Origin of the sequence: Nocardia sp. JMUB6875 (assembly GCF_041154655.1) — a bacterium.
Classification (GTDB): Bacteria; Actinomycetota; Actinomycetes; order Mycobacteriales; family Mycobacteriaceae; genus Nocardia.
Map to the genome: position 1 here is coordinate 1 of NZ_BAAFGR010000081.1, position 25,188 is coordinate 25,188.

The 25,188-nt window shown below is 66.1% G+C and carries 25 protein-coding genes; 4 read left to right on the plus strand and 21 right to left on the minus strand.

Translation table 11 applies throughout. From position 1 onward, the window contains the following. Window positions 1-1,537: 1,537 nt before the first annotated feature. The 4 genes from ACAM49_RS21365 to ACAM49_RS21380 form a co-directional block, all read right to left on the minus strand. On the minus strand, window positions 1,538-2,119 hold the full coding sequence (locus tag ACAM49_RS21365) for a hypothetical protein (protein ID WP_369637308.1): 582 nt from the start codon (window positions 2,117-2,119) through the stop codon (window positions 1,538-1,540). Window positions 2,120-2,187: 68 nt separating this feature from the next. After that, window positions 2,188-3,060 (minus strand): helix-turn-helix domain-containing protein, encoded by an 873-nt coding sequence (locus ACAM49_RS21370; protein WP_369637309.1) that lies wholly within the window; start codon window positions 3,058-3,060, stop codon window positions 2,188-2,190. Further along, entirely contained in the window at window positions 3,057-3,587 is a 531-nt protein-coding gene (locus ACAM49_RS21375; protein WP_369637310.1) for a DUF6879 family protein, read from the minus strand. The genes ACAM49_RS21370 and ACAM49_RS21375 overlap by 4 nt, the downstream gene beginning before the upstream one ends. Beyond that, the gene (locus ACAM49_RS21380) at window positions 3,535-3,894 is read right to left on the minus strand and encodes a hypothetical protein (RefSeq protein ID WP_369637311.1); all 360 of its coding nucleotides are present in this window, start codon (window positions 3,892-3,894) and stop codon (window positions 3,535-3,537) included. Before ACAM49_RS21380 ends, ACAM49_RS21375 begins: the two co-directional genes overlap by 53 nt. A gap of 221 nt (window positions 3,895-4,115) precedes the next feature. Between ACAM49_RS21380 and ACAM49_RS21385 the strand changes: the two genes are divergently transcribed. Together ACAM49_RS21385 and ACAM49_RS21390 are read left to right on the plus strand one after the other, a co-directional pair. Next, window positions 4,116-4,649, plus strand: coding sequence for a hypothetical protein (locus tag ACAM49_RS21385; protein ID WP_369637312.1), 534 nt, complete (start codon window positions 4,116-4,118; stop codon window positions 4,647-4,649). 308 nt (window positions 4,650-4,957) lie between these two features. Further along, a complete protein-coding gene (locus tag ACAM49_RS21390) occupies window positions 4,958-5,515 on the plus strand; it encodes a hypothetical protein (RefSeq protein ID WP_369637313.1) in 558 nt (185 codons plus the stop codon). A 396-nt stretch (window positions 5,516-5,911) separates the two neighbouring features. On the opposite strand, the gene ACAM49_RS21395 is transcribed toward ACAM49_RS21390, so the two are convergent. From ACAM49_RS21395 to ACAM49_RS21425, 7 genes are all read right to left on the minus strand, one after another. Beyond that, window positions 5,912-6,766, minus strand: coding sequence for a phage major capsid protein (locus ACAM49_RS21395; RefSeq protein WP_369637314.1), 855 nt, complete (start codon window positions 6,764-6,766; stop codon window positions 5,912-5,914). A 186-nt stretch (window positions 6,767-6,952) separates the two neighbouring features. Continuing rightward, window positions 6,953-7,453, minus strand: coding sequence for a hypothetical protein (locus tag ACAM49_RS21400; RefSeq protein ID WP_369637315.1), 501 nt, complete (start codon window positions 7,451-7,453; stop codon window positions 6,953-6,955). A gap of 27 nt (window positions 7,454-7,480) precedes the next feature. Further along, complete coding sequence (locus ACAM49_RS21405) at window positions 7,481-7,822, minus strand: hypothetical protein (protein ID WP_369637316.1); 342 nt, start codon at window positions 7,820-7,822, stop codon at window positions 7,481-7,483. A gap of 65 nt (window positions 7,823-7,887) precedes the next feature. Next, window positions 7,888-8,667, minus strand: a complete 780-nt coding sequence (locus ACAM49_RS21410) for a helix-turn-helix domain-containing protein (protein ID WP_369637317.1) — start codon at window positions 8,665-8,667, stop codon at window positions 7,888-7,890. 677 nt (window positions 8,668-9,344) lie between these two features. Continuing rightward, window positions 9,345-10,466: a tyrosine recombinase XerC gene (gene xerC, locus ACAM49_RS21415; RefSeq protein WP_369637318.1), complete on the minus strand. Its 1,122-nt coding sequence runs from the start codon at window positions 10,464-10,466 to the stop codon at window positions 9,345-9,347. Window positions 10,467-10,696: 230 nt separating this feature from the next. Beyond that, window positions 10,697-11,905: a cation:proton antiporter gene (locus tag ACAM49_RS21420; protein ID WP_369637319.1), complete on the minus strand. Its 1,209-nt coding sequence runs from the start codon at window positions 11,903-11,905 to the stop codon at window positions 10,697-10,699. Window positions 11,906-11,923: 18 nt separating this feature from the next. After that, window positions 11,924-12,781, minus strand: coding sequence for a helix-turn-helix transcriptional regulator (locus ACAM49_RS21425; RefSeq protein ID WP_369637320.1), 858 nt, complete (start codon window positions 12,779-12,781; stop codon window positions 11,924-11,926). A gap of 120 nt (window positions 12,782-12,901) precedes the next feature. Here ACAM49_RS21425 and ACAM49_RS21430 point away from each other — a divergent pair, with 120 nt between their 5' ends. Next, on the plus strand, window positions 12,902-13,513 hold the full coding sequence (locus ACAM49_RS21430; RefSeq protein WP_369637321.1) for a YbhB/YbcL family Raf kinase inhibitor-like protein: 612 nt from the start codon (window positions 12,902-12,904) through the stop codon (window positions 13,511-13,513). 57 nt (window positions 13,514-13,570) lie between these two features. Here ACAM49_RS21430 and ACAM49_RS21435 read toward each other — a convergent pair whose 3' ends face one another. Continuing rightward, a complete protein-coding gene (locus tag ACAM49_RS21435; RefSeq protein WP_369637322.1) occupies window positions 13,571-15,160 on the minus strand; it encodes a succinic semialdehyde dehydrogenase in 1,590 nt (529 codons plus the stop codon). Between the two features lie 134 nt (window positions 15,161-15,294). On the opposite strand from ACAM49_RS21435, the gene ACAM49_RS21440 reads away from it, so the two are divergent. Continuing rightward, on the plus strand, window positions 15,295-16,116 hold the full coding sequence (locus tag ACAM49_RS21440) for a crotonase/enoyl-CoA hydratase family protein (protein WP_369637323.1): 822 nt from the start codon (window positions 15,295-15,297) through the stop codon (window positions 16,114-16,116). A gap of 34 nt (window positions 16,117-16,150) precedes the next feature. On the opposite strand, the gene ACAM49_RS21445 is transcribed toward ACAM49_RS21440, so the two are convergent. From ACAM49_RS21445 to ACAM49_RS21485, 9 genes are all read right to left on the minus strand, one after another. Continuing rightward, window positions 16,151-17,932, minus strand: coding sequence for an ABC transporter ATP-binding protein (locus tag ACAM49_RS21445; protein ID WP_369637324.1), 1,782 nt, complete (start codon window positions 17,930-17,932; stop codon window positions 16,151-16,153). A 73-nt stretch (window positions 17,933-18,005) separates the two neighbouring features. After that, the gene (locus tag ACAM49_RS21450) at window positions 18,006-18,776 is read right to left on the minus strand and encodes an SDR family NAD(P)-dependent oxidoreductase (protein WP_369637325.1); all 771 of its coding nucleotides are present in this window, start codon (window positions 18,774-18,776) and stop codon (window positions 18,006-18,008) included. After that, entirely contained in the window at window positions 18,773-19,480 is a 708-nt protein-coding gene (locus ACAM49_RS21455; protein WP_369637326.1) for an acetoacetate decarboxylase family protein, read from the minus strand. The genes ACAM49_RS21450 and ACAM49_RS21455 overlap by 4 nt, the downstream gene beginning before the upstream one ends. Window positions 19,481-19,537: 57 nt before the next feature. Continuing rightward, window positions 19,538-21,148 (minus strand): acyl-CoA synthetase, encoded by a 1,611-nt coding sequence (locus ACAM49_RS21460; RefSeq protein WP_369637327.1) that lies wholly within the window; start codon window positions 21,146-21,148, stop codon window positions 19,538-19,540. A 25-nt stretch (window positions 21,149-21,173) separates the two neighbouring features. Then, the gene (locus ACAM49_RS21465; RefSeq protein ID WP_369637328.1) at window positions 21,174-22,430 is read right to left on the minus strand and encodes a hypothetical protein; all 1,257 of its coding nucleotides are present in this window, start codon (window positions 22,428-22,430) and stop codon (window positions 21,174-21,176) included. Next, on the minus strand, window positions 22,424-22,972 hold the full coding sequence (locus tag ACAM49_RS21470; RefSeq protein ID WP_369637329.1) for a nuclear transport factor 2 family protein: 549 nt from the start codon (window positions 22,970-22,972) through the stop codon (window positions 22,424-22,426). Before ACAM49_RS21470 ends, ACAM49_RS21465 begins: the two co-directional genes overlap by 7 nt. A 13-nt stretch (window positions 22,973-22,985) precedes the next feature. Then, window positions 22,986-23,192 (minus strand): ferredoxin, encoded by a 207-nt coding sequence (locus ACAM49_RS21475; RefSeq protein ID WP_369637330.1) that lies wholly within the window; start codon window positions 23,190-23,192, stop codon window positions 22,986-22,988. Further along, window positions 23,192-23,974 carry an SDR family oxidoreductase gene (locus ACAM49_RS21480; RefSeq protein ID WP_369637331.1) on the minus strand — a complete coding sequence of 261 codons (783 nt, stop codon included), beginning with the start codon at window positions 23,972-23,974 and terminating at the stop codon, window positions 23,192-23,194. The genes ACAM49_RS21475 and ACAM49_RS21480 overlap by 1 nt, the downstream gene beginning before the upstream one ends. After that, window positions 23,974-25,179 carry a cytochrome P450 gene (locus ACAM49_RS21485; protein ID WP_369637332.1) on the minus strand — a complete coding sequence of 402 codons (1,206 nt, stop codon included), beginning with the start codon at window positions 25,177-25,179 and terminating at the stop codon, window positions 23,974-23,976. The genes ACAM49_RS21480 and ACAM49_RS21485 overlap by 1 nt, the downstream gene beginning before the upstream one ends. Window positions 25,180-25,188 lie beyond the last annotated feature (9 nt).

A 25,188-nucleotide genomic window follows, 5' to 3' on the forward strand; every position in this document is an offset into this window, starting at 1 on the left:
CATTTATCAGGCGTGTCCCGGAGATCCAGATGTCCGCCCATCCGGAGAAATCATGTCCGCCAGCCCGGACTCACATGTCCGCCCACCCGGATTATTCAGCGTCCGCTGGCAGGCGGCACGCTCGTCAGCATGATGAATACTCACCCCGGCAGCAGGAAGGCAGCAGGCCATCCGAGACAGCCCGGGACGCGCGAGCAGCATCAGGCATCACACCGCAGCTCAGAGGCACCGCACGAACTACCCCGGAAGCCACTAGCAACGTTCGGGACGAAGAGGTCGCAGGTTCAAATCCTGTCACCCCGACCGTGTGGTTGAGACACGATTGAGGCCCTGACCAGCAAGTCTGGTCGGGGCCTCGCTCTTTTCCTGGGTGGCGCGAAGGGGCCGTGCCAGATTCGTGCCTGACCGCTCCCCGCGCGGCACCCGGTCCGGGCCGCCGCGCACCGTGCCGGATCCCCTGACCATCGGTGCGCCGGGCGGGCACACCATCATCCGGTCGATGCAGGCTCGTGCGCGCGCTCCCATGGATCGACGGGCGTGTTCGGGTCGGCTCCCGGTGCCGGGCGCGGAACACGTCCCGCCCCGGGGTGATTGGGCGGTTAACCGATCGGTTAAACGCGCTCGTCAGCCGACGTCCCGGCGACACCTCGAAGCCCATGTCGTCAGGAGATTTTCACCGATCCGTCAATATCGCAGGCCACCAGCCTTTTTCGGGGATCCCCGCAAAACTCGACCAGGGGAAACAGGCGAATATCGGCACGCGGAGAGCCCTCCACCGGCCACTTTCCGGCCCCACTCGACTCGGTGGACGCCCGCGCCGACACCTTCCCAGGGTCTTTCCGCGCGGCCGGAGAATCGCGTCCGACAACTTTGTGGGATCCCGCAAAATTGCAGGTCAGGTTGCTTGCTCCATCGACAGTCCAGGCTATCGCAGACCACAGCACCGCCGAATCGAACACCCCTGACGGGCCGAAAGGCTCAACGGACCGTGCCTTCTTGACGGTGCCGTCAAAAGGACTGGTCACGGCGGCGGCAACACACACCCGATGACGGACTGTCGGCACTGTCGCGGGGTCGAGCCTTTTCAGGCGATCCCCTGAATTGCGGGATCCCGCAAAATCCGACGAGTGTCCACCCCCATCGATCACTTACACCGATCGGCGAAATTGATCCACAGACTTCCGACCCCCCGGGAACTGCCGTAACCAACCGTTGCCGTTCCCGTTTCTGCAGGGAGCAGCCACGTTACGGAATCGGTTGAGGTGGCTGGACAACGCGAACTCCGGGTGCCGACCAGCCACGTTCCGGGCGTGCGGACGCTGCGGACAGCACCCGCGACGGGATCGGATCACACAGGGCTTCGAGCCGTCCCGCCTCGACCGGCACCGACCAGGGGAAACGCCGAATACCGGCCGCACGACCTCTCCCGCCTGGTGTTTTCAAACACCGATCCGCCCTGTGGCGCGCACCCTTTACGGCTTCCAAGGGTCGTTTTCCGGGACAGCACGCGACACGCGAGGACACGAAGACCGTTGGGTCAGCGGGCGTCTGACTCGACAGGACGCGGCGTGCCAGACCGCTCCTCGGGGAAGAACGCGGCAGGCCATGTCGCGGGAAACCTCTTATGCGCAGGAATATCCTTACGCGCCTGACGCGCAGCGGTATCGAGTCGGTCGAAACGTCGCAGCACCGCGATCCCGTCCAGGACGGTCTGACCGTGGATGTTCATCGCAGCGTCGAACGACGTGGCCGTGTCTTCGGGCCTGAAGATACGTGCGACACCGTGCATCGCATCGTTACGGGTCTCGGACCACACCCTTATGTCGGCAGTCACGGCACGGAACTCCGGATCATGTTCCACGCCAGGGGCGTTCTTGTATCCGATGAGCGCGCCGCACAGCCGCCCGATCGGCTCGACCTTGATCGAGTCGTCGCCCTGTAGATGGCCCAGACGGCTCGCGAGTCGATCTCCGATCAGCGAGTCCAGAATCGCGATCGCCTCGAGGAAGTAGCCCTGGCTCGCGCACCGTTCGACCCGATCGAATGCGTCTGCGTAGCGTCGCCATCGCTGGCCGCCGAGACCGTTTCCCAGTGACTTATCGCGTGTTGGAATGGCCATCGTTCCCCTCCCGGCGTTGCATTCAGCGGTCCGACCCTACCGTGAGATACATTCGCCTGCTGTCGATCTCATTGCTCGATCTCTGTGCTTCGCTGGTTGTCGCGCGGCTCTTCTCTCCTAGCAATGGCAGCGCGGATCAACACCCGAGCCCCTTCGCCCGTGACCGACTGACCCGCCAGAGTGTCGAATGCGCGCCCGTAGACGGCGATTTCCCTTGGCTGGGTCACCTTGAGTTCTGCGGTGACGCCTTCGACTGTCACCATGCTGCGGTCGTACATGACGAAGTTCATCGCGGGTGCCGGACAGTAGGATGCCGCAGGCACAATTCCGAAGGTCACCCGCGGTAACCCAATGACGGCAATGAGCCGGTCTAGTTGTCCGGCCATCACTCCTTCATCGGCTACGCCAGTCCATAGAGCCTGCTCGCCCATCAGAATGTGGAACCGCCGGTCTCCGCTGTACAAGATGCGCTGCCGCTCGAGCCGCTTGGCAACACCGTCTTCCAGGTCGTCGGGTATGCGGTAGAAGTCGATCGCCTGCCGCAGGATCGCCCGCGCGTAGTCAGCGGTTTGGAGTAGACCCGGTACGACATACGGCTGATAGACCCTCATCAGCTTCGTTCGTTCGGAGAGCTTGGTCAGCGCATGTTGGCCCCGCCGAGTACCCGCGCTGAGGACGCGCCGCCATTCGACATAGGCGCTGTCGATGTTTCGGACCGTCGCGAGCAGGTCCGGCAACTGCTCGGGAGCATCGAGAATTTCGCAGTACGTTCGGATGTCGGCTTCCGAGGGCGGGCGTATGCCGTGCTCGATCTTGCTGATCTTCGACTCATGCCAGCCTGCTTGCTCGGCGAGGACGCGCCCGGACATACCCACGGCTCGGCGTAAATCCCGAAGCCGTTGTCCGAGCGCTTCTCTCGCTTCCTGGAGACTCCCGGTCACTTCACCGTCTGCGAGCCAGCAGCGGCCACGTACTCGGAGTAGGGAGTCGCGAGTTTCCAGAGCCGTTCCTTGACGGCCTGGCAATACTCGACCACACCGGGATCGGTTGTTATCGCGATGCCAGCCGACTTCATCCGGCTATCGACCAGGTTGAAGGCCACCATCTCATTGTCCATGAGCCACCAATCATCCGGTGGCACCTGTCCAGCGAGATGGCGCGGCAGATATCGAATATCCTCACCTGCTGCGACATTGCGTGCTGCAACGACCAAGCTCCAGCGCTGGTAGTCGGTGTGAGGCACCGTGACGACACGAACCCTGCTCATCGCTACGCCTCGACCGGTTGTCGCCCGTACCAAGGCATCCCAACCTTCGAACCATGCGTAATCATCAGGTTCGTCCGCGAGGAATCGGCGGAATGGTGCGGACTCGAGCGGCACTGCGTAGTTGTCTCTGACCTCGAGATGGAATGCCTCACTGCGACATTGCCGGAACAGGTCCGACCAGTCGCCTTGCCGCAGCTGCACCGTAGAAAGTCCTCTCCAACATGGGTACTTCGATGGCTGCCTCATCTTCGGCCAGGTCAAGCTGGCCGAGAGTGTCGGCATCCGTAATCGGCCGCCCGATAACCGTGAAGGTACCCCTCCCGGTGTCCGTCAACGTGGAGCCGAGGAAGGTTCGGGGCTCAAGGAATCCGAGAAGCAGATGGGGTATCTCGACCGTATCGGGCCGGTCGGTACTCCATCCCTGGACGAGATAGCCCGATTCGGTCGCGTACAGACTTGGGCACTCGTTCACCTGCGAGCCGCCCTTGCCGAGGAATTTAAGGCTCATGCCTTCGCCTCCTACTTGTCTGGCGTTCTGCGCCGGTCTGCGACGCGCTTCAATCGTCGCGCCTGTGGCCATATTTCGTTTCACAACGGCCTAATCTGGGCAAGTTTGGCCAAGTTCATGGCCGGGATGGTCCGTGAGTTTCTAGCGTCGTTTCATGGCGTTCGGGGCCGGTGCAGTCGTCTCGGTCCCGGACTGCCTCACCAGCGATGACAGGGGCGGTCGTGATCGAGGAACCAGACGAAGCGCAGGCCGTTCCGCGTACGCGGCTGTTCGAGTTCCCCGGTGGCGTGTTGGAACTCCAGTCGCACGGAGACGAAGCCGAGGACTATGGCGGCTTCTATCTCCAACTCCACGACTCCACGGCCCTCGACGGCCACGATCAAAGGGCGGTCATGCGGTACACACCCACCGCGCTGGGATACCTGCGCACCGATGTCTCCGGCGTGAGTCAACAGTGGGACGAATCCGAAATTCGTAGGCTCGCAGCGCGATACGGGTACGACCTGGCTGAAATCGTGCCCTACGACCCTGCCAGCGGTCGGCCGCCCCTGGCGCGACTGAAAGCCCAAGCTACCCGTCTGGACGCGGAAGCGGTGTTCGTGCCGTCGCTCGAGCACTTCCCGGACGGTGAAGCGCCCGGCTCGCTGGTGCAGCGCCTGGACGTGGTGACGGTGCACCCGGAATCGACGTATTCACGTCGTGCGGCGCCGCCGGTGCCCGACCGTGCGCCTGTGCGCCGCGTGGACGGCGCGTAAGCCCTCAAAGCCATTCCGGTGCTCGGGGAATCCGTGGGAAGGGGTGATGCGATAGACGCACCGATTCAGGACAACTCGATGGCGTTGCTCCACAAACGACGGCAACGCTTTTCGCGATCGGACCCCGGCTACCGAACGCAACCGCGCCGGGATCCGTTACCCCCGAAGACAGGCCCAGCCACAGGAGAAGGCTGGGCCTGTCCGTATGAGCCGAACCAGACGAGACGCGCCCGCAACGGCCACCGGATCGAACAACGACGCCCGAACCGGACTCCCGCCACCTCCGAAACATGGGAAGCAGACCCCGCATGAGCGTCATCGACGCATTCAACAACTCCGACCGACCTTCGGGGCGGGTGCTGGACTGGATCGCGCACCGCATGGGCTCCATCCTCGCCGTGACAACGCTCGCGGGTGCGGTGGCCACCTGGGTTGAAAACAGCTGGGTGAGCGTCACTCTCGCCGGACTCGTCACGGCCGCGTTCACGGTCGGCACCGTGGTGTCGGTGCTGCACATGGAATTGACTCGCATCTGCGCGGCGTGCATGCGGGCCGTCCCCGCCGATGCCCCGGTTCGGGCGCAGCGCCGCCGCTGGTTGCTGCGGGTGGCGCACGTGGGCAGCGGGCGGTCCGGGCTGCATCTGTTCGCCGTGATCGCCGTGTCCACTCTCGCGGCCGTGCTCGCTGGAATCCGGGGCAGGTATGTGACTGTGCCTATGGCGTTTTGGCCACTGCTGGTGTCCTACGCCGGGTTGATCCACCACCGGCTACGCCCGTGGTGCCCGTACTGCCCGCGCTGGGACGACGGCGGGGACCTCCAGGAACCGTCACCGGACCCATCGGACCGAATCGCCCTCACCCGATGACCACAGGTGCGCCCGCCGGAGCGTCGACACCGCGAATACCGTGCACACCAGGCATGTTCGGTGTTTGCTGGTTCGCGGTGTCCGTCAGCACGTCGGTTGGGTTTTTACCCGATCGGTTAAAATCCCACGTCAACCGGTCAACTGGTTCGCGTTCGCTTCTTCGCCGGGTTCGCTGACGAGCTGGGCTTGTCTGGCGCGGGCGTGTCGGCTTCGTCGGTGACGATCTCGGCCCATCCGCGCCTGACCCATCGGGCAGCGGCGCGGGGGCGCGCTCGTACGAGTCCGCCTGCTCCGGTGTGGCTTCCGCTCTGGGTGTCGTAGACCAGGTGCGGTCCGAGGACGCGGCACAGCACCGCGGATTCGTCGCCGACGTTCGTTATGTGGTCGCTCATCGAGTTATGCCGCCGGGATCGTGATCTTCACAACGGTTTCCGGGTTCGGCCAGCCGAACGAGACGCGCAGTTTCGCGCGGATCGCGATGCGGTCGGAGGTGAAGTAGACGCTGCGATCCGATTCCAGGGTCACGTCTTCGGAGATCGCGAGGAAGCTGCGGCTGTTGTCGATACCCCAGATCGTGCGCGACGCGACGGCCGTGGACACGATCAGCGGACGGCCGAGTACCTGTCTGCGCGTCGGCAACGTCGGGTCCGGCTGCATCGCCGACATGAGTCCGCCGGTGCCGCCCAGCGGCGTGGTAGCGATCAACAGGGCGGCGTCGGGAGACGCAACCCAGTGGGTGATGTTGCCGCCCGCGACAGCGGACAGGCTCTCGGCTTCGGCGGCCCAATCGAAATCGGTGAGCTTGCCGCCCGCCAGGTGGGCGGTCACGGCCTTCACGCCGGAGAGCGCGGCCAGGCCCGGCGGAGCCGGGGCCGGGAGGTTCCCGAACGCGGCCATATCGAGTTTCTTCGCGATGTCCTTCGCCAGTCCGGCACCGACGATGTCGGCGGCCTGTGGCGTGGATGTCTGCGCGAGTTCGGACGTGATGACGCTCAGACCGGCCAGCTTTCGGGGCGTGAGCACCAGCTCTTCCAAATCGGCGTCGGTGACCGGGATTTCGGCACCTTCGGCGACGAACGAGGCTGTCGGTGTGGCAGCGGTGATCGGGATCCGCAGCGCGGAGGAACCGTGGGTGCGGACGATGGTGGAACACAGGGCGATTGCGGCGATGGATTCCAGCGGCTTGACGAGTGAGTCTTCCACTTGCGCCGAATTGAGTACGGGCGCACCGGAAACAGTATTGAGAGACATGAGAAGCTCCGAGAAACGAAACGAACGTGGATATGTGTTCGTCCGGCTCTCGGAGCTCTCAGACGTTACCGACCAGGGTTAACGTGGAACACCAGCGGAGCAATTGCCGTAGCCCGTGGTTCCCGCCCTCCATTGTCGGGTGAATGCCACAGTGTGACTAGATGATTCACCTATCCATTTCCTTGTTCATCCTTTGATGACGGAATCCCAGGCGCTGCCGCTGTCTCGGAAATGAGCCGATTGCCCTTGTCCCCAATTCGGATGCGTCTGATGGATGTTGTATCCGCGTGCGGTCAGTCCGGGGCGCGCGAGGAGCAGCTCACGCATCGCGGCGTGCACCTTGGCGGGGTCGGGGTCGCCGTTGTCGTGCAGCAGCGATTCCACGGTGTACCCGCCCACGTCGAACAGGTCGGCGGGCACAGCGAGCCTATCGGTTACCTGTTTCTCGATAGCGGCGCGCTGCAATCGGGTGACGGTCTCGCGTGCGGTCGCGAGTTCGGTTTCGGCGGCCCGATATTTGAGTCGCCATTTCTTGGCTTCGGCATTGGGGTTGTTGCTCACGTCGTCGGCTACACCGTCGACGCCGGGGGTGGACGAATGGTCGCCGGAAGCGGTTTCGTGGCCCAGCGTGGCGTCTGGGGTGTCGTTCTCAGTGTCGGTGTTCGTCGTGGTTGGTTCGGGGTTCATGAGTGCTCCTGGTGTTCTGGGTCGGTGTCAGTGGAAAACTGGTGTGTCGGTGGGTGTTTGGTCGGCCAGCGCGGGCCAGGTCCGCCGCCGCAGGGTCGGGGCCAGGAATTCCACCCGCGTGCACAACCGGTCACGGTCGGTCGCGGTCGGTGCGTCCTCGGGCAGCGTGAGGCCCAGCGCGCGCAGCAACGCCTTCTCCGTGTCGGTCGCGAAGCGAGCGCGATCACGCGGGCAGGCATCGAAATCGGCGGCGTGCGTGGCGTCTTCGGCGTTCTGCCAGGGCACGGGTAGTTCGGTGGTGAAGGTGAGCCAGCCGCGCCGGTCACCACGGATTCGCGATGGAAACGGGTCGGTCGGTTGCTCGGGCATGGGTATCGGCTTTCGATAGCGCCGGGGTCGAGACCCGGACAGGAACGATTCTCGGGTGCGGGGATTCATGCACTCATCGGCAGATTCTCCTTATCTCGTTGTGCGGCAACATCATTGATGAAATATTCGAAGGTCGTATCCCACTCTTGGCGTTCATGCCCGGTCATCAACTCCCGGAACTGCCCCTCGAGCGCGCCCACGTCGAGACCGAGCCGCCGCGCCTGGTCTTGCTCGTCTGCCTTGGGCCGCCAGTTGCCCGGCAACGGTCGTTTCGACGGCGCGAACGGGGATACGTCCTCGGGCCGGTTCACCGACACCAGCCACGACGGCAGGGCGGCGGGCCGCGCCCCAGCGGCGGCGGGCCACGCGCCTGTGGTTTTTGGATCTTGTTGAAGGGCTTCTTGTTCGTACCCCCGCTGGCGGGCAACCCCTTCCCCACCGTCGCGGGTGACCCTTGCCCGCTGCGCCGGGTAACCCTTCCCCCCGCTCGCAGGTGAGGCGACAGGCGCGGCCACCAGCGTGTAGAGGTTGTTCAGACGGCCCCGGTGCGCAGCGTCGCGCACCTCCGAGACCGAGTCGGGTCGGTTGCCGTAGCGAGCGTCCACCCGCACGAACCCGGCGTCCTCAAGTTGGGTCATGTACTTGTCGATCGAATCGGCCTTGGTGTATCCCAGCGACTTCGCCAACCTCGCCCGCGACGGCCACGACTGCCCGGTCTGCCGGTCGGCATGCTTGGCCAGCACCGCATACAGCGCCACGGCCTGCGGCGACAACCGGCGATCCGACATCGCCTCCAACACCGCATGCGGAACGATCGAGAACGTCCCCGACTCGCGCCTATTCATCCACGGCCCCTGTTCAATTGTGTTCAATTGTGAAGATCGATCGGAATGGAGCACCCATTGATTCAGTGCGCCAGTTTCACCGCATCGGCTTCATGAGGTCGGAGAGTTCGTTCAAATCCACACGCACCGCCCGCGTTCCGGGAACCCGGTACCCGGTGAGCGTGCCGTCAGAAATACGGCGACGGATCGTACGAACGGACGTGCCCGTGAATTCCCCGGCATGGGCGAGGGAAACATAACGGGGAAGAATGCGAGTCTCTATGGACATGGCAAACGCCTTCAATTCTGGGAATTACCCCGGAGTCTCTGACGCACGAAGCATCACGCAAAGTATGTAGTCGGTAAGGCTCGCACGCTGCCAGTCCATCGCGCGCTTCGAAAGGTGACTACCCGACCCATGTACTCGGTCAGGTCGCCATCCGGCCTCACGTGTCAGAAAGTTACGGGAAGTGACCGCCAACGCCAAGCCGCCACAACCCCAAAGTTTCTGTCGCACATCTCACCTCGGCAAGAGGATAGGAATAACCACAGCCCAACCCCCACCCTCCACCCGCCAACACACCTATGCGACCGGTGACCACCGCCACTGTCGCTCCCCGCACCCGCCACCGAAAACCGCGAACGCCCCGCCGCATCGCATCGGGTGCGAACACGGTGGGGCGCTGTGTGGGAGTCGGCTACGCGGCCCACATTCCTTGCGCGAGTGCGCGATTGCGGGCGTTGTTGGACTTGACGTAGCGCTGGCTCATCGCTGCGGTGGTATGGCCCATGAACGCCATGTGATCCGACGCTGTCGCCCCCTGGCGCGCGAACAGCGTTGCCGCCGAGTGCCGTAGGTCGTGAAACCGCAGCTTCGGGTACCCGATCTTATCGGCCGCCTTCTTGAACTGCTTACGGATCGTGTTGGTGTGCAGCACTTCCCCACGCTCGGACGGGAACACCAGCCCCGCACGTCCCGCCGCCGCGTGCTCACCCAGATGGGCCGCCAGCGTCGTCCGAAGCTCCAGCGGCAGCGACACCGTCCGCAGCGCCGCCTTCGTCTTCGGGGTCCCGATGATCAGTTCTTTCTTTATCCGCACCGCTGCCCGCGCCACCGTCACGTCGCACTCCCCCTTGGCCAGTTCGATGTCCCCACGCTGCAACGCACTCACTTCACCCCACCGGAACCCACCGAAACCGGCCAACAGGATCAACGCCCGCCACTGCTCCGGCATCGCGTCGGCAAGCTGACGGATCTCGGTCGGCGACAACGCAATCGGCTCCACCTTCCGCGACTTGGAACCCGCACCCTTGATCCGACAGGGATTCAACGTCAGCAACTCGTCCTCCACCGCCTGACGCATGATCGTGCGCAACAGCGAATACGCGTTCGCATTACGCGTCGGGAACGCCGCCAGCTTCGCGAACCACGACCGCACCACCGGCAACGTCAACTCATCCAACACCGTGTCCCCGAGCCCCGGATAGATCACGTTGTCCAGATACCCCCGATACAGCTTCCACGTGCGCGGCTTCAGACGACTCCGCGCCTCCTCATGCCACGTCTCGCAGTACCGGCGAACCGTCAGCACATGCGCGACCTTCGCCGCCTCGGCCGCACGCGCCCGCTCCGCCGGGGACGTCCACACATCCAACTCGATCAGCTTCCGCTCAGCGGCCAGCCACCCGAGACAGTCATCTTTCGACTCCCACGTACGCGGCCCCGTATGAATCTGCCCGTCCGGACCGGTGTACCGACCCTGCCAACGACCCGACGGAAGCTTGCGGGGAGCGCCGAACGACCGTTTCGCCTGTGCCATTTTCCGTGCCTAATCTGTGCCTAACGAGCGTCAAAACCTGTCCGCTCGTGTCTCCCAGTGTCACTAACCAGCTGTTCCATTCTACCTGGTAGACAACAGATTTCGGCTGGTCAACACACCCCCAAGATCGGCATACATGCCAGGTTCAAATCCTGTCACCCCGACTGTGTGGTTGAGACACAACTCGGCCCCCGGCTCTTTCGAGAGTCGGGGGTTTTGTGTTTTCCAGGTCAGTTCGTTTGGGTAGAGATTCGGCGGCGGTAGCCGCGGGCCGTCAAAGGTGAGCCGAGGCCGTGGAACACGACGCTGCCGAGCACGGTGATCACCATGGCCGCGAGTGCCAGTTCCGCGTTGTCGCCGCGGAGTTGGTTGAAGGCGAGCAGGCCGAAGACGATCGAGGTGGTGCCGCGGGGGCCCAGCCAGCCGATGAGGAAGTCTTCGACGAGGGTCAGGCGGTAGCCGATCAGCGAGGCCATGACCGGGATGATGCGCACCACCGTGAGCACCGCCGCGCAGAACAGGCACAGCCGCCAATCCGCGCCGTCCCACAGCACGAAGACCGCGACCGCGCCGAAGACGAACCACATGACGGCGGTGAGCAGGAAGCCGATATCGTCGATGAGTTCGAGTTCGCGGGCGTGTTCCTCGGTGCGGCGGACGCGGTGGATCACGAAGCCGCAGACGAAGGCCGCGACGAAGCCATTGCCGCCGATGCTCACCGACAGCGCGTAGGAACCGATCGGGGCGGCGACCATGACGAGCCGTTTGGACTGCAGGTTCATCAGCCGGGCGGCATCGGCGCGATTGGTCAGGAAGGCCAGTGCCGCACCGCATCCCGCGCCGACCAGCAGTGCCTTCAGCGCCGGGGGACCCGCGGTGCCGAGCGCTTCCCACGGCGTCTGATCCTTGGCCGCGCCACCCGCGACGGCCAGGGCGAACACGATGATCGGGGACACGATGCCGTCGTTGTAGCCGCTCTCGACATTCAAGACATTGCGCACCCGCACCGGAATTCGCTTGTCGCGCAGGATCGCCGCCGCGGGCGCGAAGTCGATCGGCACCACCACGCACGCGATCACCAGCAGTAGGGCCCATCCGGAACCGGGCAGCAACCACAGTCCGAGGCCCACCGCCGCCGCCAAGCTCAATGGCAGCGCGATGAACAGAAGCCGCAGTGCCGCACCGGGATTACGGCCGAACAGCCCGCCGCGCACCTCGGTGGCGTCGATGAACAGGAGTACGGCGAGCACGATTTCGGCCGCGTGCAGCGCCATTTCCGTATCGAGGGTCGCCCCGATGGAGTCGCGCACCATGAGCCCGACCACGACGCCCGAGAAGACCGTCACCATGGGCGCGCTGATCCGCCACTGGTCGAATTTGGCAGCCAGCAGGGCCCACACGGTGAGCGAGATGGCAACCGCCAGCATGGTGGCAATCATTCAGCCATCTTGCCAGGGCTACCCCGCGACGGGTCGAAGGCGGGTGCCGCCCAGGCGGTTCGCGTGGTCGGTGAGGATGGTGCGCAGGGCCGCCGCGGAGGCCTCGTCGACCGGCGTGAGCACGGTGATGCTGTGGTCCGCGCCGTCGGGGCTGGTGAGGTTGTCATAGTGCACGGTCAGGTCACCGGCCTCGGGATGGCGGATGCGCTTGCTGCCGTGGCTGCGGTCCTGGACCGTATGGTCCTCCCACCAGGCGGCGAATTCAGCGCTCTCCGAACGCAATTCGCCGATCACCTCGCGCAGCCTGGCATCGTCGGGATGCCGGGCGAGATTGCGCCGCAGATTGCCGACCGTCTCGCGGGCGATGCGGTCCCAGTCCAGCTGCGTGGCACGGACGCCGGGATCGAGCAGGGTCAGGCGGGCCACATTGATGCCGGGCCCGAAGTCCGGGCCGAACAGGGCCGCGGCGGCGGTGTTCCGGGCCAGCACGTCCAGTCGGAAGTCGCTGAGATAGGCCGGAAGCGACGGCATCCCGTCGAGGATGGCGTGCAATGAGGCGGGCGGTTCGGCGGCCCGGCGGGCGGGCGGCTGCGCGCCGCGGGCGATGAGGTGCAGGTGCGCGCGTTCGGCATCGCTGAGCCGCAACGCATTGGCCAGCGCGTCCAGGATCGCCGCGCCGGGCGTCCCGACCCGCCCCTGTTCGAGCCGGATGTACCAGTCGATGCTGACCGCGGCGAGCTGCGCGACCTCCTGCCGCCGCAGGCCGGGTGTGCGCCGGGTACCGAGGCTCGGGAGTCCGGCATCCTGCGGCGATAGTCGCTCCCGCATGGCACGCAGGAATGCGCCCAGTTCATTGCCCGATCCCGTTCCGTCCACCACCCCAGCCTAGGCGGCGCGCTGGGTGGTACGCCGCATACCAGGCTGCGGACGATCTCCCTGCCCATCTCGGATTCCGAGATTCTCATCTTGCAATTCGAAACACCGAGGAGGACCGCCATGAACCGCACCGCACGCCGCATCGTTTCCGCGACTTTCGCCGTGGCGAGCCTGGCCGGGCTGGCCGCCTGCGGCGACGACAAGGATTCGGCCACCGCCACGACCAGCGCGAGCCCGACCTCGGTCCAGGTCCGCCCGGTCGTTCCGACCAATGCAGCACAGTTCACGGTGACAACCCCCGACGCCACCGATGCCTTCCCCGCCGACTTCTACGCGGGCAGCTTCGGTTGCACCGCCGCCAACCACGCCCCGCACCTGTCCTGGTCGGGAGCTCCGGCTGCCGCAAAGAGCTTCGCCGTCACCATGTTCGACCCCGACGCCCCGACCGGCGCGGGCTTCTGGCACTGGATGAACTGGGATATCCCCGCCACCGCAACGACTTTCACCGCCGACGCGGCAGGCGTCGCCGGCACCAACGACGCGGGCATCCCCGGCTACCTGGGCCCCTGCCCGCCCACCGGCGACAAGCCGCACCACTACCGAATCTCCGTCCTGGCCCTGGACACCCCGAGCCTGGGCCTGCCCGCGACCACCACGCCGACCGTCGCGTCCTTCAGCATGGGCGCACACATCGTCGGAGTGGCCCAACTGGACCTGACCGCACAACGCTGAACCGACAGCAAAGGGTCCCGGCCGCACCGGCCGGGACCCTTTGTCGTACAACACTTCTCAGCCCAGGTGCAGGCGGCGCATCAGTCGCAGCGTGACCAGCGTCGACTTCAGCTGCTTCTCATACGGCATCGAGGCCCGCGCGGCCATGATCTGCTTCTTCTGCACCCCGACATTGATGGTGTCGGTGTACTTGAGCAGACCCGCCGCGCCGTGGCGGGTGCCGACGCCGGACTGCTTGACGCCGCCCGACGGCGTGCCCTTGGCGGCGTAGCTGGTGACGAAGCCGTCGTTGATATTGATGGCCCCGGCCTCGATGCGCTCGGCCAATGCGACTGCGCGGTCGATGTTTCCGGTCCAGATGCTGGCATTGAGCCCGTAGGTGGTGTCGTTGGCCAGTTCGACCGCCTCGTCCACCGAGCTGTACTTGTAGATGCTGACCACGGGCCCGAAGGTCTCCATGGTGGCGTGCGCCATGTCCTTGGTGACGCCGGTGAGCACGGTCGGCTCGTAGAACGCGGGGCCGATGTCGGGTCGCGGGTTGCCGCCGGTGACGACGGTCGCGCCCTTCTCCCGGGCCTCGTCCACGTGGGCGGCGACCCGCTTCATGTGGTCCACCGACACCAGCGATCCCATCTCCGGGTCGAAGTCGTAGCTCGCGCCCATCTTCTTGCCGAGTTCCTCTGCGGCGGCGACGAATCGGCGCAGGTACTCGTCGTAGATGCGCTCGTGCACGTAGATCCGCTCGATGTGCATACACGCCTGGCCGGTATTGCCGAACACCGCGAAGATGGCCGACGGAATGGCCTCGTCGAGGTTGACGTCGTCGAGCACGATCATCGGATTCTTGCCGCCGAGTTCCAGGCTGCAGCCGATCAGGTTGCGCCCGGCCTGCTCACCGATGGTCCGGCCGGTGTTGGTGGAACCGGTGAACATGACGAAGTCGACACTGTCGATGAGGGTGGGGCCGACGTCGGGTCCGCCGCCGCAGACCACCTGCACCAGCCCGCGCGGCAGGCCCGCCTTGTGCAGCAGTTCGATGCCGTAGAGGGTGCACAGCGCGGTCTTGTTGTCCGGCTTCATGATCACGCCGTTGCCCGCGATGAGCGCCGGGGTGGAGTCGGACATGGAGATGGCGAACGGGAAGTTCCACGGCGCGATGACCGCGACCACGCCCTTGGGCCGGTGCTCCTCGGTGGAGGAGGTGATGACCGGCATGGGTCCGCTGCGCTTCTTCGACCTGAGCGTCTTGGCTGCCGTCTTGAGGTAGTGCGCGATGACCATCGGCGTATCGCACGCCTCCTCGATGGCCATCCGCCGCGCCTTGCCGCAGCCGATCTGGATGAGATCGGCGAGCGTCTCGATCTCGGAGAGGATCAGCTCGTGCGCCCGCTCGAAGACCGCGAGCCGGTCCGCGAGCGGCCGGGCGGCCCATTCCCGCTGAGCGGCGCGGGCGATCTCCGCGGCGGCCCGCACATCCTCGGGCGAGGACTGCGGCAGGTAGCCGACCACGTCGCCGGTGTAGACCTCGATCATCTCGAAGGGCTCGCGGGCCTCCCCGGCCCTGCCCGCGGTCACCATGGCGGTCAGCCGATCGATGAGGGATTCCGTGACGCGGGGCGGAAGCTTCGCCTTGCTCGTTGTGCTCATGGGACTCTCTCCAGTACTTGCCGCCCGTGACGGCGGTCACCATGATCCAAACTAGAACACGTTATTGTTCAGGACAACGGCACGGGGTAGTTTCGTGCCGGAATCAGCCCGGAAAGTGGAAAGAAGGGTCGGCGATGACCGCAGCGACTGCAGAGACAGCCAGCAATACCGAACCGCACGCGCTGGTCGAGAAGCGCGGCGCCACGCTGATCGTCACCATGAACCGGCCGAAGTCCAAGAACGCCCTGACCGGCGAGATGCTGGCCATCATGACCGAGGCGTGGGACACCGTCGACAACGACCCGGAGATCCGCTCCTGCATCCTCACCGGCGCCGGCGGCGCGTTCTGCGCGGGCGCGGACCTCAAGGCCATGAACCAGCGCGGCGCCGCGGAAGGCATGAAAGAGGGCAGCGCGTTCGATCCGGCGCGCATGCCCGGCCTGCTCAAGGGCCGCCGCCTGACCAAGCCGCTGATCGCCGCCGTCGAGGGCCCGGCCATCGCGGGTGGCACCGAGATCCTGCAGGGCACCGATATCCGCATCGCGGGTGAGAGCGCCAAATTCGGTATCTCCGAGGCGAAGTGGAGCCTGTTCCCGATGGGCGGCTCGGCGGTCCGGCTGCCGCGTCAGATTCCGTACACCATCGCCGCCGAACTGCTGCTGACCGGACGGCACATCACCGCCACCGAGGCGCTGAACTTCGGGCTCATCGGGCATGTGGTGCCGGACGGCACGGCGCTGGACAAGGCGCTGGAGATCGCCGAGCTGATCAACAACAATGGCCCGCTGGCCGTGCAGGCGATCCTCAAGGTCATCCGCGACACCGAGGGCATGCACGAGGAAGAGGCGTTCCAGATCGACGCCAAGGTCGGCCTGCCGGTCTTCCGCAGCAATGACGCCAAGGAAGGCCCGCGCGCCTTCGCCGAGAAGCGGAAGCCGAACTTCCAAGGGAATTGAGAAGGTTGGGGGCCGGGCCCCCAACCTCCCTACGTCAGCGGGTGGATAGCTCCTCCGCCAGGAACCCACCCGACTGATGCCGCCACAGCTGCGCGTAAGTGCCGTCCGCGCGCAGCAATTCCTCGTGGCTGCCCTGTTCGACGATCCGCCCGCGATCGAGCACGACCAGCCGGTCCATATCGGCCACCGTGCTCAGCCGGTGCGCGACCACCAGCGCCGTACGCCCTTCCATCAGCTCCCAGAGCGCCTGCTGCACAAGGATTTCGCTCTCCGAGTCCAGCGCGCTGGTGGCCTCGTCCAGCAGCAGGATGGGCGCGTCGCGCAGGATGGCCCGCGCCAGCGCGACCCGCTGGCGTTGGCCGCCGGACAGTTTCACGCCGCGCTCGCCGATGAGCGTCTCCATGCCCTCGGGCAGGCCGTCCGCGAACTCGGTGACGTGCGCGGCCTTGGCCGCACGCCGCACTTCGGCATCGGTGGCATCCGGCCGAGCAAAACGAATGTTCTCGCTCAAGGAACGGTGGAACATCGCGGGATCCTGCGGCACATAGGCCATCAGACTCCGCAGATCACGCTGCCGCAGCCGCGAGATGTCCTGCCCGCCAATGCGAATCGCACCGCCGTCGATGTCCATCATGCGCAGCAGCAGCTGCGTGATCGTGCTCTTGCCGCCGCCCGAGCGCCCGACCAGGCCGATCCGCGCCCCGCTCGGCACATCCAGCTCCAGCCCGCGGAACAGCGGCGGCGCACCCGCGTGCGCGAAGTCCACCCGCTCGAACCGGATGCCGGAACCGTTGGGCCGCAAGGGCTCCGGATCGACCGGATCCAGCACGGTGGGCGATTCCAACAGCAGTTCGGTGAACTGCGCGGCCTCGGTGGTCGAGCTCTCCAGGCGCCGGTAGATCTGGTTGAACCGGAACATGATGCCGGTGGCGTTCCAGTAGTAGGTGAACGCCACGATGATCACCTCGACCGAGGCGTGCCCGCCGTCGATGCCCAGCGCGATCAGCAGGCCCAGCACGTTCACGATCACCATGAGCGGCATGACCGCGGTATCGATGAAGAGGTTGTTGTAGTCCCACGACCGCAGCGTCTTGCGCCGCTGCCAGACCACTCGCCGCCGATGCTCGGCCGCCTCCTGCGGTTCGGCCGCGAAGGCCCGCACCGCCTGCATGTTCGACAGCGCGTCGGAGACGTGCCCGGAGACCAGCGCGACGGCGGCCTCCCGCTCGTCGACCAGGTTCTGCCTGCGCTTGATCAAGGGCGTGACCACCACACCGCACAGGGCGATCAGCCCCAGCAGGGTGACGACCAGCAGCGGGTCGTAGCGCCACAGCACCACGCAGGCGAAGCCCATCGGCACCAGCGCGGAGACGATCTCGAAGGCGAGGGTGTCGGCGAACTCCTCGAACCGGGTCGCGAAGCTCAGCGCCCGTTTGGTCAGCGAGCCCGCGAAGTTGTTGTGGAAGAACGCCGCGTCCTTGGCCAGCAGCTCGTCCATCGCGGTGTTGTAGAGGTTCTCGATACCGTAGGCGTCGAGCCGGTTGAGGAAGTGGATTCCGATGCGCCAGAACACTTCCGAGAGCAGCAAAACACCGGCGAAGGCCAGCACGTAGGGCGCCAGCGCGCCGAACGAGGAGTCACCGGTGGCGGCAACCTTGCCGACCAGCACCGCGACCAGCAGCGGAGCGATATAGAGCTGGCACATATTGCCCAGTGCCGGCCCCAGCATGCCCAGGGCCGTGATCACCTTGCGCCGGGCCAGTTCCCGGCCGTAGTAGCGCAGAACCAGGCGTATGGAGGAGGTTCGCGAACTCATTCCAAGCAGAGTGCCTGGTCGGAGGCCATGCCGCCACTGATTTATTGCCGGATGGAAGCTGTCGGCCGGGTGTTTACCCGGTGATGTGGATCGAGCGCCGAACGATGGCGCGGGCCACGCCGGGCAGGAACCGCCGCATGAAATACGCCGGGCGGGCCTGCCCGGGGAACACGAACAGCGGCGTCTTCGGCTTGGCCAAGGCCTTCTCCAGCGCGTCCACGATGCTCTCCGGAGTCTCCCCGCCGGCATTGCCGAGCACGCTGGCGTTCTCCGCGCGCACCGCGTCCAGGAACGGCGTCTCCACCATGGGCGGGCACAACACGAGCAATCGGACACCGCTGTCGTGCAGTTCGTAGGAGAGGCTGTCGGCGAATCCGATCACCGCGTGCTTGGACGCCGTGTATCCGGCCATGCCCGGCGAGGGCAGCCACCCGGCCAGCGAGGCGAACAGCACCACGGTGCCCGCGCCCGCCTGCTTCATGGCCGGGACGACGGCCTGGCAGAGATTGACGGTGCCGATGTAGTTGACGTCCATCATCTTCCGGATCTGGGCCACATCGTGGTCCAGCACCGAGGCGTGCACGTGGCACATGCCGGCGGCGTGCACGAGCCGGTCGATGGTCCCGAGTTCCGAGCGCACCTTGTCGACGACGGCGCGGACCTGTCCGGCATCGGAGACGTCACACGTGTAGGTGTGCATGTTCGGGGACCGGAGCGCGGTCTGCGCCAGCCCCTCCGCATTCAAATCCACCGCCGCCACATTCCATCCCGCCGCCGCGAGACGTTGCGCGACAATGCGACCCATGCCGCTGGCCGCGCCGGTGACGAGTGCTGTCCGGTTCATCGAACCTCCCGGGTTTGCAGGACCGTGGCGGCATCCTCGAAGGTCATGCGGAGCTCGCCGATTCGGCTGGAGAACAACGCGGCCTTGGGCAGTCCCAGGGCGCGCAGCTGGTCGGAGACGGGATGGGTACCGAGCTGGACCCGGGCGCCGCCGGGCCGCCCGCGCACCGCACCGGGATTCATCACCCACGGTGTGCGGCGCAGGATTCCGTCGCGCCAGGTGTAGGCGTCGATGGACGCGCCGCCCGCGCCGCCGGGCATGGGGAGGCCGTCGGCGACCCGCAGGGCGATCACGAGCTCCCCGTCGATCCGCACCTCGCACCGATGCCCGCGGCCGTCGGGCGTGATGTCGATATCGGCCAGCAGCTTGGGGAACCCCCAGATCGACTGTCCCGCTTCGCAGGTGAAGCTCTGGTTCACCGGCAGCCAGTGAATGTAGGCCCCGGTGCTGTCCTTGCGACCCCGCTGCCTGGCCATCAGCGAGAACGCGAATTCGTGATACGGCCCGAGATCCCCGTCCACGTATCGCACGAAAGCCAGTGAGAGCACGGCCTTCCCGAGCATCGTGACGGGTTCGAGCCCGGCATCGGCGAGCAGCGTCCGGGCCGCTCCGGCGTCGGCCAGGAACAACGCCGAGCAGGCGTCGGCGTGGCGGATCTCCACCGGCATGCGGACCTGTTCCCCCAGGACGGAATGCGCTTCCATGTCAGAATTAGAACAGGTTTCAGTAGGGTGCGCGGAGGGTTTCACCGAGTTTCCCACTCAGCGGGCCTCGTGCTTCGGCGCATGATCCTGGACATAGGACTTGGCCCACCGATAGTCGGGTTTACCGCTCGGCGTGCGGGAAACGGTCTCGGCCAGCCAGATCCGACGCGGCAGCTTGTAGCCCGCGAGATGCGCGCGGATATGCCGCTCCAGGTCGGCGAAGTCGATTTCCCCGGCGGCCGCGGACACCACCGCCGCCACCTGCTGCCCCCAGCGCTCGTGCGGCACCCCGATGACGACCGCGTCGTAGACGGACGGATGGGCCTTGACGGTCGCCTCGACCTCCTCGGGAAACACCTTCTCCCCGCCGGTGTTGATGACCATGTTCCCGCGCCCGATCAAGGTCACCGACCCGTCGGCCTCCACCTTGGCGCGATCATCGGTGATCACCATCCGCACGCCGTCCACGGTCCGGAACAGCTTGTCGGTCTTGACCGGATCCTTGTAGTAGCCGATGGGCACATTCCCGGTCTTGGCCACCCACCCCTCGCCACCCGGCGCGACGGGCCGTCCCTCGTCATCCACCACCAGCGCCCCGCGCCCGGTGGTGACCCGGGGCGCCCGCGCGGGATCGTCGTCCTTCTGCGCGAATCCGATACCGCCGAACCCGGTTTCGGAGGACCCGATGGATTCGGTGACCAGCGTGCTCGGAAACAGTTCCAGCAGCGCGTTCTTCACCGGCTGGGTGAGCTGGGCGGCCCCCGAACCGATCGAGACCAGCGAGGACGCGTCCACCGGATTGGCCCGGTAGGAGTCCACCAGCGGACGGGCGATGGCGTCACCGGTGACGACCAGCACCTGCGGCTTCTCCCGCTCGACCACCCGCCACACCTCGTCCGGATCGAAGCGCGGCTGGAACAGCACGGCATTGCCCGACCACAGCGCGGTGAAGGTCGGCATCATGGCGGCGGCGTGGATCAGCGGCGGCAGCACGAACCAGGTCATGGGCCAGGCGTTCTCGGCCGCCAGGCGGGACTGCTGATACTCGTCGACGACGGGTTCCCCGGTGTAGAAGTCGATGCCGCCGCCCAGCACCCGCCACATGTCCTCTTGCCGCCAAATGACGCCCTTGGGGAGCCCGGTGGTGCCGCCGGTGTACATGATGAAGTGGTCGTCGGCACTGCGCGGTCCGAAATCACGCTCGGGAGAACCGCTTTCGAGCGCCTCTTCATAAGGCACTGAACCGCTGGCCAATCCCGCCCCGCCCTGATCGTCCTCGACGACAAGCGTGTGCCGCAGCTTCGGCAGCTGCGGCCGGATCTCCTCGACCAGCGGCGCGTAGCACCGGTGATGCACCGACATCTCGAGATCGGCGTTGTCGTAGACGTACCGCAGCTCCTCGGCCCGATACCGGTAGTTGATATTCACCGGCACCGCGCGAATCTTGTAGCAGCCCACCAGCGTTTCCAGCGCCTCGATGCTGTTGTGCAGGTGGAACCCGATATGCGTGCCCGGCCCCGCGCCCGCCGCGGCCAGATGGTGGGCCAGCCGGTTGGCGCGGGCGTCGAGTTCGGCGAAGGTCAATCGCCGCGTGCCCTCGATGACGGCCGTCCGGTCGGGCACGGCGTCGGCGGAGTGTTCGTAGAGGTCGGCGAAATTGCGCGCCATGGCCGTGTGCTCCTGGTTGTTTCGACTACAGGACGGTGAGCGGAAGCGGTTTGCCCCGATCGGCGAAGACGAAGCCCGCCCCGGAGCTGAAGTGGGTGATGGCGACCTCGTCGGCGGTACGGAAAGGCAGGTCCGCACGACCGATTTCGATGGTCAGGGCGCAGTCGTCGACGTCCCGGACGCGGCAGTGGAAGCGCGGATTCACACCGCGCACCAGCGCGTCGAGCGGTTCGAGGTGGTCGGCGTCGATCAGCGCCGCCCACGCCCCGTCGTCGGCGGCCCCGCAGGCCCGCCCGATCCGCAGCTCCACCGATTGTTCGCCGCCGGTGGTCTCGCTGGATACGTCGATGTCCACGTAGGCGGCCGGATTGAACGCCGGATGCAGACGCAGGACCTTGGCCAGTGCCGCGAAATCGTCGCCGAGGCCGAGTGCCGCGCGCAGCCGCTCGGCCGTGAGCCCGGCAATCCCCGTGAACTGCTTCCGGAGAATATCCACGGCCACTTCGGGTTTCGTCCGCTCCTCGACGGCGGCCCGATATCCCAGCGTGAGCAGATGATGCTGCAAACTCACCTCGTCGGCCAGGCGGACGAGGGCGGACCGAGAAAAGTCACCGAAGCGGAGATCACTCAGCAGCGGCCCCGAATAGTCGCACAGCCCTTCATCTTCCGGATCGATTGGCGACAACACAGTCCCCGCCGCCTCCGACCCGGTCAGGATCTCCGCACCCTCGACGGGTGCGGGCGGTTCGTTCGCCGGATCGATGGTTACCGTCCACGCGCACACCGGCTTCCGATCCGCCGGTTCCCGCGGCGGCCGATGCACCGGCCGCACCTGCGCGTGCGGATTCGTCGCCAACGCCGTCGCGTCGAAGGTCGGGTCCTCGATGTCGTGGCACATGGCCACCACGAACTCCGTCCCCATCGGCTCCACATCGGCGAGCGCCCCGCAGTGGTCCAGGTGGAATTCCCCGTGATCATGGTCGATCACCCGGAAGCGGAAGTCCATGAACTGCGGCGGCGCACCGATATCCAGCTGGAAGCCCTTGAAGATGGCATCGACGCCATCCCCGGTGATGTTGAGCGCCTTGCGCATTCGTCGCGTGTACACCGGGCTGGCCAGCCGCCATTCGTCGATGGCGACCGCCGTCATGCCCTCCCGGCCGAGCGCGCCCAGCACATGCGCCATCCCCGACCGGTCGATCAGATGCCCGCACAGCAGCAGTTCCGGAACCAGCAGTGCCAGTTCGGATCTGGTCAGCGATTCGTATCTGCTGGTCACCACAGGGGCACCGGCCCCTTTCCGATCGGGTACCAGCCGGGCAGCGGCTGACCGGACATGGCTCGCTCCATGCGCTTGCGCATGCCGGACGACAGCGCGTCGGCGGATATCATCTCGACGAAAAGCGCTGTCACATTGCCGAAGTCGAAGAAGTCGCGCTGCCAGCTCCACTGGAAGTCGCCCGCGTACCGGAACCAGCTGCCGCCGATGCCCTCCGGGCTGTACGGCCGCCCGTCGGGCCGCTGCTTCTCGTTGACCTGCTTCCAGAACCCGATGACGCTCCCGCTCCGCTCGTCCACCACGAATTCCTGATACGGATACGTCCAGCCCTCGAGCCCGAACATCTCCTGCCCGAGCGCGATCTCCCGGATCTCGTCGCGCCCGACCGCCATGAATTCCTGCTGCGGACCGTAGTTCCAGCCGTAGGTGGCATCCTCGGTGTAGAAGTGGTCGAGGGGCTTCCAATCCCCTTGTGCCTCACACTGTTTGTTCTCGTCCACCCAGCGGCGGATCATCTCGTCGAGTTCATCGCGGGACCAGGCCATGGCGGGCCTCCGTTCAGGATTCACCACTGTCGTCGATCAACGACAGTGCTTGCGTCGGGCAGTAGCGAACGGCGGCGCGAGCCGCCTCGAGCAGATCCGTGCCGGGATCGGCGCGCAGGATTTCGACCTGGCCCTGTCTCGGCACGTGAAAGAGTTCAGGGGCCTCGTCCTGGCAGACGGCATGGCCCTGGCAAAGATCCAGATCGACAACGAGGCGCATCAGCTTTCTCCCGCCAACGGAGCCTCCGGCTGCACCTCGATCAGCACCAGATGCGAACCACGCGGCGTCGAAACAACCGCCGTCACCGCCGCCGCCAGATCAGCAGGCCGCAGGAAATGCGCGTGCCGCGCGAACCCCCACTTCACCCAGTTCTCCAGCAGCGGGCCAACCACTTCGGGCGTGGCCTGCATACCCATCCCGGTCAGCGTCTGCCCCGGCCGCACGATAGACGATCGAACCCCGGTGCCCTCCAACTCCATTCGCAGCTGAGTGGCGAGAGCCTCGACCCCGGTCTTGGCCGCGTTATACGCCCCCGCGCCCGGCCGGGCCCGCACGGCGCAATCGGATCCGATGATCACGAAGTCCCCGCGCTGCCGCTCGATCATGCCCGGCAGCACGCGATGCGCGAGCCGTTGTGCGCCGACGAGATGCACGCGGACTTGAGATTCGAACAGGTCGGGATCCATTTCCCAGGCCCGGCCGAACTCCAGATCACCGGCACCGGACACCAGGATCTCGGTCGGGCCGAGCGCTTCCTCCGCGGCACTGATGAATTCATCGACCGAGGCGGTATCGGCGACATCGAGCCGTCCGGCGAATGCCTCTCCCCCGTCGGCCCGGATCTTCTCGGCGAGGGTCTCGCAGATCTCGACCCGGCGAGCACCGAGCGCGACCGGATGACCGAGGGCGGCAAGTGCTTCGGCCGTAGCGGCCCCGATCCCCGATGACGCCCCCGCGACAACCGCCGGACGCCGTTCGGGATGTGGTGCGAACCGAGCCATCACCGCACCTCCACGGAAACCGGCAGATGCGCGAACCCGCGCACATTCACCGAATGCACCCGCTGAATCCCGGTCTCGCCGATGCGATACGCCTTGACCCGGGTCGCGAACTCCCGCAATACGATCGACGCCTCCAGCCGGGCCAGATGCGCGCCCAGGCAGAAGTGCACACCCTTCCCGAAGCTGATCAGCCCGCCCTTGTCCGGCCGTTCGATGTCATATCGATCCGGATCATGGAACGCCCCGTCGTCCCGATTCGCGGACCCGATGAGCAGCAACACCTTCGCCCCGGCCGGAATGGTCCGCCCGTAATACTCGAGATCCTCCGCCGCCGTCCGCGCCAGAATCTGACTCGACGCGTCGTATCGCAGCGTCTCCTCCACCCAGTCCTCGACCAGTTCGGGATGCGCCGCCACCTTGGCGTACTGCTCCGGATTGCGGCCCGCCCAATACAGAGCGTTCCCCAGCAGTTTGGTCGTCGTCTCATTGCCCGCGACCACCATGAGGAACATGAATCCGAGGATCTCCTCGTCGGCCAGCCGATCCCCGTCGGCCTCGGCGTCCAGCAGCGCCGAGGTCAGATCCTCGGTCCGCTCGCGCTTCCGGTCCGCGAGCATCTGGTTGTAATAGCCCGCCAGCTGCAGCGCCGCCTCCATCGCCGCGACGGGCACGTCGAGCACGCCCTCCTCGCGATGCACCAACAGGTCGGCCAGCCTGCGCAATTCGGCCCGATCGGCCTCGGGCACCCCGAGCAGCTCGGAGATGACGTCCATGGGCACCTGCCCGGCCACGGCGTCGATCCAGTCGAAATCGCCGCTGGCCAGCGCCGGTTCGAGATAGCGCAGCGTGATCTCCCGGATCCGCTCGCTCATCTCGGTGACGCGTCGCGGTGTGAAGCCCTGGTACACCAGCTTGCGCAGCCGCACGTGCCCCGGATCGTCCATGGCCAGGAAGGACATGGTCCGCCACGCGTGCGGCCCCCAGGCGGCCGGATCCAGCGAGACCCCGTTGGCACTGGACAGCCGCCGATCGTCGCGGAATCCGGCGGCCACGTCAACGTGCCGGGACAGCGCCCAGAAGTCCAGTTCCGGGTGGTGATACACCGGGGCCTCGGTGCGCAACCGCTGGTAGACGGGATAGGGATCCTCGTGCACGCGGTAGTCGTAGGGGTCGAACAGCAGCGGTTCGACGGAGGCTGCGGTCATCCTGTGAGC

Coding starts and splice junctions, on each gene's coding strand:
- ACAM49_RS21435 (WP_369637322.1), bottom strand. CDS start 15,160: ATGAGCACAACGAGCAAGGCGAAGCTTCCGCCCCGCGTCACGGAATCC.
- ACAM49_RS21365 (WP_369637308.1), bottom strand. CDS start 2,119: ATGGCCATTCCAACACGCGATAAGTCACTGGGAAACGGTCTCGGCGGC.
- ACAM49_RS21380 (WP_369637311.1), bottom strand. CDS start 3,894: ATGAGCCTTAAATTCCTCGGCAAGGGCGGCTCGCAGGTGAACGAGTGC.
- ACAM49_RS21395 (WP_369637314.1), bottom strand. CDS start 6,766: ATGTCTCTCAATACTGTTTCCGGTGCGCCCGTACTCAATTCGGCGCAA.
- ACAM49_RS21455 (WP_369637326.1), bottom strand. CDS start 19,480: ATGGAAGCGCATTCCGTCCTGGGGGAACAGGTCCGCATGCCGGTGGAG.
- ACAM49_RS21445 (WP_369637324.1), bottom strand. CDS start 17,932: ATGAGTTCGCGAACCTCCTCCATACGCCTGGTTCTGCGCTACTACGGC.
- ACAM49_RS21420 (WP_369637319.1), bottom strand. CDS start 11,905: ATGATTGCCACCATGCTGGCGGTTGCCATCTCGCTCACCGTGTGGGCC.
- ACAM49_RS21430 (WP_369637321.1), top strand. CDS start 12,902: ATGAACCGCACCGCACGCCGCATCGTTTCCGCGACTTTCGCCGTGGCG.
- ACAM49_RS21470 (WP_369637329.1), bottom strand. CDS start 22,972: ATGGCCTGGTCCCGCGATGAACTCGACGAGATGATCCGCCGCTGGGTG.
- ACAM49_RS21450 (WP_369637325.1), bottom strand. CDS start 18,776: ATGAACCGGACAGCACTCGTCACCGGCGCGGCCAGCGGCATGGGTCGC.
- ACAM49_RS21405 (WP_369637316.1), bottom strand. CDS start 7,822: ATGCCCGAGCAACCGACCGACCCGTTTCCATCGCGAATCCGTGGTGAC.
- ACAM49_RS21480 (WP_369637331.1), bottom strand. CDS start 23,974: ATGGCTCGGTTCGCACCACATCCCGAACGGCGTCCGGCGGTTGTCGCG.
- ACAM49_RS21475 (WP_369637330.1), bottom strand. CDS start 23,192: ATGCGCCTCGTTGTCGATCTGGATCTTTGCCAGGGCCATGCCGTCTGC.
- ACAM49_RS21440 (WP_369637323.1), top strand. CDS start 15,295: ATGACCGCAGCGACTGCAGAGACAGCCAGCAATACCGAACCGCACGCG.
- ACAM49_RS21400 (WP_369637315.1), bottom strand. CDS start 7,453: ATGAACCCCGAACCAACCACGACGAACACCGACACTGAGAACGACACC.
- ACAM49_RS21390 (WP_369637313.1), top strand. CDS start 4,958: ATGAGCGTCATCGACGCATTCAACAACTCCGACCGACCTTCGGGGCGG.
- ACAM49_RS21410 (WP_369637317.1), bottom strand. CDS start 8,667: ATGAATAGGCGCGAGTCGGGGACGTTCTCGATCGTTCCGCATGCGGTG.
- ACAM49_RS21460 (WP_369637327.1), bottom strand. CDS start 21,148: ATGGCGCGCAATTTCGCCGACCTCTACGAACACTCCGCCGACGCCGTG.
- ACAM49_RS21485 (WP_369637332.1), bottom strand. CDS start 25,179: ATGACCGCAGCCTCCGTCGAACCGCTGCTGTTCGACCCCTACGACTAC.
- xerC (WP_369637318.1), bottom strand. CDS start 10,466: ATGGCACAGGCGAAACGGTCGTTCGGCGCTCCCCGCAAGCTTCCGTCG.